At 54.8% G+C, this 3,408-nt stretch carries 3 protein-coding genes; 2 read left to right on the forward strand and 1 reads right to left on the reverse strand.

All coding sequences use genetic code 11. The features are described from left to right. Window positions 1–161 precede the first annotated feature (161 nt). The gene (locus tag QNK41_RS06110; protein ID WP_319254813.1) at window positions 162–1,343 is read left to right on the forward strand and encodes an acyl-CoA dehydrogenase family protein; all 1,182 of its coding nucleotides are present in this window, start codon (window positions 162–164) and stop codon (window positions 1,341–1,343) included. Between the two features lie 261 nt (window positions 1,344–1,604). Then, entirely contained in the window at window positions 1,605–2,831 is a 1,227-nt protein-coding gene (locus QNK41_RS06115; protein ID WP_319254815.1) for a CoA transferase, read from the forward strand. 163 nt (window positions 2,832–2,994) lie between these two features. Here QNK41_RS06115 and QNK41_RS06120 read toward each other — a convergent pair. Continuing rightward, window positions 2,995–3,408, reverse strand: a 414-nt coding sequence (locus tag QNK41_RS06120) for a tRNA pseudouridine synthase A (RefSeq protein WP_413815121.1), incomplete at its 5' end; no start/stop codon positions are given.

A 3,408-nucleotide genomic window follows, 5' to 3' on the forward strand; every position in this document is an offset into this window, starting at 1 on the left:
CCCATCCAGAAACGGTTATTTTGCCCGATGTCTGCGTTATGCTCAAAATTTTATCCTCGGAATATCAACTATATGCCTGCGGTAAAATTTTTCGCATGCCTTGATCTCGACCAAAATTCCTCATTTCTGGATGGACACTAGATAAGGAGAGTATTAGACGGATGGATTTTAAACTTACCGAAGAACAGAAACAGATCGTGTCCTCACTAGACGATGTCGGCAGGAACGTTTTCGCCAAAAAGGCTGCACGGTGGGATGAAAATCACGAATATCCATGGGAGAACATCCACCAGCTTCGGGAAATGGGTGTATTGGGCATGACCATTCCCGAAGCCCTCGGCGGTCAGGGTAGCCCGCTAATCGACGCAGTGCTGGCCATCGAAACAACAGCCAAATACTGCGGTGTCACCGCCCGCGCGATCGTCGAAACCAACATGGGGGCGCTGGGCTGCGTCATGGCTTACGGCACCGACGAACAACGCTCGCTGGTGGCCCGGCGCATCCTGCAGGAAGGGGACAAACCGGCCATCGGTATGACCGAACCGGAAGCCGGAACCGCATTGACCGACCTTAGCTCAACTGCCGAGAAACAGGGCGACAACTATGTGGTCAACGGTATCAAACACTGGATTACCGGGGGCGGTGTATCGGTCACCAACCTGATCTTCTGCCGGTTCATCGAGGATGGCAACGACCTGGGCATCGGCGGCATATTGGTGGATAAGGGAACCCCGGGATTTACCTTTGGGACCGTTGAAAATGCCATGGGGTTGAGGGGAATCCCGGAAACCGAACTGATATTCAAAAACTGCGTGGTGCCTGCCGACAATGTCGTCGTCAACGGTGATGGCAACGAAGGCTTTAAAAAACTGATGTACGGATACAATGGCCAGCGGGTCGGTGCCAGCGCGGTTGCCTTGGGGATCGCCCAGGGCGCCCATGATCTGGCCATTGAACATATGAAAAAAAGACATGCCTTTGGCCGTCCGATATCGGAGTTTCAAGGTCTCCAATGGATGATGGCGGATGGAGAAACGGAGCTCAACGCCGCCCGTTTGCTGATCTACCGTGCGGCCTGTAATGCCAGGGAACTACCCAACAATGTCCGGTTGCCCCTTATGGATGAAGCTTCCATGGCCAAGGCCTACACTGGACACGCGGCGCTGCATGTGGTCAGCGAGAGCCTGCAGATGTTCGGTGCAGCCGGGTATTCACAATCGTTGCCCCTCGAGCGGATGTTCAGGGATGTGCGCATGTTTCAGATCGGTGGTGGCACCACCGAGGCCCAGAAGAACATGATTGCCAGATCCATATTCAAGAAGAAATTCAGCTTGCGTAAATAAGGACCCTTCGGTTGGCCACAAATAACAAGAAACGGGCTTAGCGGCATATCTGCACCCTTGCATCTCGAGGCGGAAAAATTCTGGAGAGAAATGGGCGTTATAAAATAATAAAAGCCCACGGCGGCCCAGGTCGAGTAGAGATGGCGGCAACCGGAAACCTCGCCACTTCCAATGGCCGGTTGGACCTCCCGCGACGCTTTCGATTGCCCGTTGTTTCGGACATTCGTCAGTTTACCCTCAACCCTAAATTGGATGGGCAACATGGAAGGCAACCCCCTGCTGAAAAAAATGAAAATACTTGATTTTACCCGCGTGTTGTCCGGCCCCTTCGCCACGATGATGTTGGGGGACCTGGGCGCGGAGGTCACTAAAATCGAACCTCCCAACGGCGATGAAAGTCGTTTTTGGCCTCCGATAATGAAAAACGGGGTCAGCGCTTATTTTCTGGCGCTCAATCGCAACAAACGATCCATTGCCCTGAACCTGAAAGACCCACAGGCCAAAAAGATCGTCTTGAAGCTGGCCGCTGAGGCGGACGTTGTCGTGGAGAATTTTACGCCGGGTGTGGCCGCCAAGCTGGGCATCGATTACGATACCCTGAAAAAAGAAAATCCGCAGATCATTTATTGCGCCATTTCCGGTTTTGGCCAGGATGGGCCGTATCGCGACAAAAAAGCCTATGATCCCATAATCCAGGGGATGACCGGTTTGATGTCCATCACCGGTGAGCGCAATGGCCCGCCCGTTAAAATCGGTTTGCCGATTACGGATCTTACGGCAGCCTCCCACGCGGTCACCGCCATCTTGGCCGCCACGATCCATCGCATGGAAACCGGCAAGGGGCAGTATATTGATGTCTCACTGTATGACGGGGTGATCAGTTGGCTGACCACTATGGCCATGGATTACTTCACCACCGGAAAAGCCCCCGAGCGTTGGGGGCTGGACCATATTCACCGGGTACCGGCCAGGGCGTTCATGGCTTCCGACGGGCGCTGGGTTCAGGTGGCGGCGACCAGCGATGTCATGTATGCTAAGTTTTGCCATCTTCTGGGACTATCGCACCTGATTGAGGATCCGCGATTTGCCACTAATAACGACCGAGTCCGGCACCGTGATGAGATCATGCCGATTTTTGAGGAGAAAATGGGGGCCAAAACCAGCCGGGAGTGGTTGCAGCTTTTCGAGGAGGCCGGTATCCCATGCGGACCGATCCTCGATATGGAGGAGGTGTTCGCATCTCCCCATGTCAAGGCCCGTGACATGATGTTTAGCATGCCGCACCCCATCGAAAAGGAAATCCCGCAGTTGGGATTCCCATACAAGTTCTCGGACGCATCGCCGTCGGTAAGGCGTCGGCCGCCGTTACTGGGCGAACACGCGGAATTGATTCTCGGTGAGGAAATGGGCATGCAACGGGCGGACATATTGAAACTGATTCAGGACAAGGTGCTTTTTACGCCGTCTGAAAAAACAGTTGTTGGATAGCAGAGGTATAAAAAATATTGGCCCCGGGTTTGGATTCGTCCACGAGGATCATCCGTTGATAGATATCCATACATCTGCCTAAAGTGCGTGCGGGGCGGTCACCTTCGGGGTCAGCCCCGTCCTTGTTTCCATGGGCCTGTTATTAGTGGGTTCAACGGCCAGGTCAGTCATACGCCACATCCATTAAAAAGAGCCCCTGTGCCGGTGCCGTGGCGCCGGCCTGTGAGCGGTCTTTGGACAGCAGAATGTTTTGGATGTCGGCAACAGACCGTTTTCCCAACCCCACTTCTACCAGGGTCCCCACGATATTTCGCACCATGAAACGCAGGAACCCGTTGGCGGCGATCGTATAGGTCAGGTTGCCCTCTCCGGGTGCGTTTACGGTCGAGGCGATGATGGTTCGAACGGTGTGCGCCCTGGGGCTTCCTGCGCCTTCAAACGCCTTGAAATCGTGTTCGCCCAGAAGCGTTCCGGCGGCCTGCATCATCGCCGCCGTGTCCAACGGTGTGCGGATGTGCCAGACGAACTGCCGGCCGATGGCCGGGGCGATGGGCCGGTTGAGGATGTGGTAGCGATA

It is taken from the genome of Desulfosarcina sp. (genome assembly GCF_033791525.1).
Lineage (GTDB): Bacteria > Desulfobacterota > Desulfobacteria > Desulfobacterales > Desulfosarcinaceae > Desulfosarcina.

Coding starts and splice junctions, on each gene's coding strand:
- QNK41_RS06110 (WP_319254813.1), top strand. CDS start 162: ATGGATTTTAAACTTACCGAAGAACAGAAACAGATCGTGTCCTCACTA.
- QNK41_RS06115 (WP_319254815.1), top strand. CDS start 1,605: ATGGAAGGCAACCCCCTGCTGAAAAAAATGAAAATACTTGATTTTACC.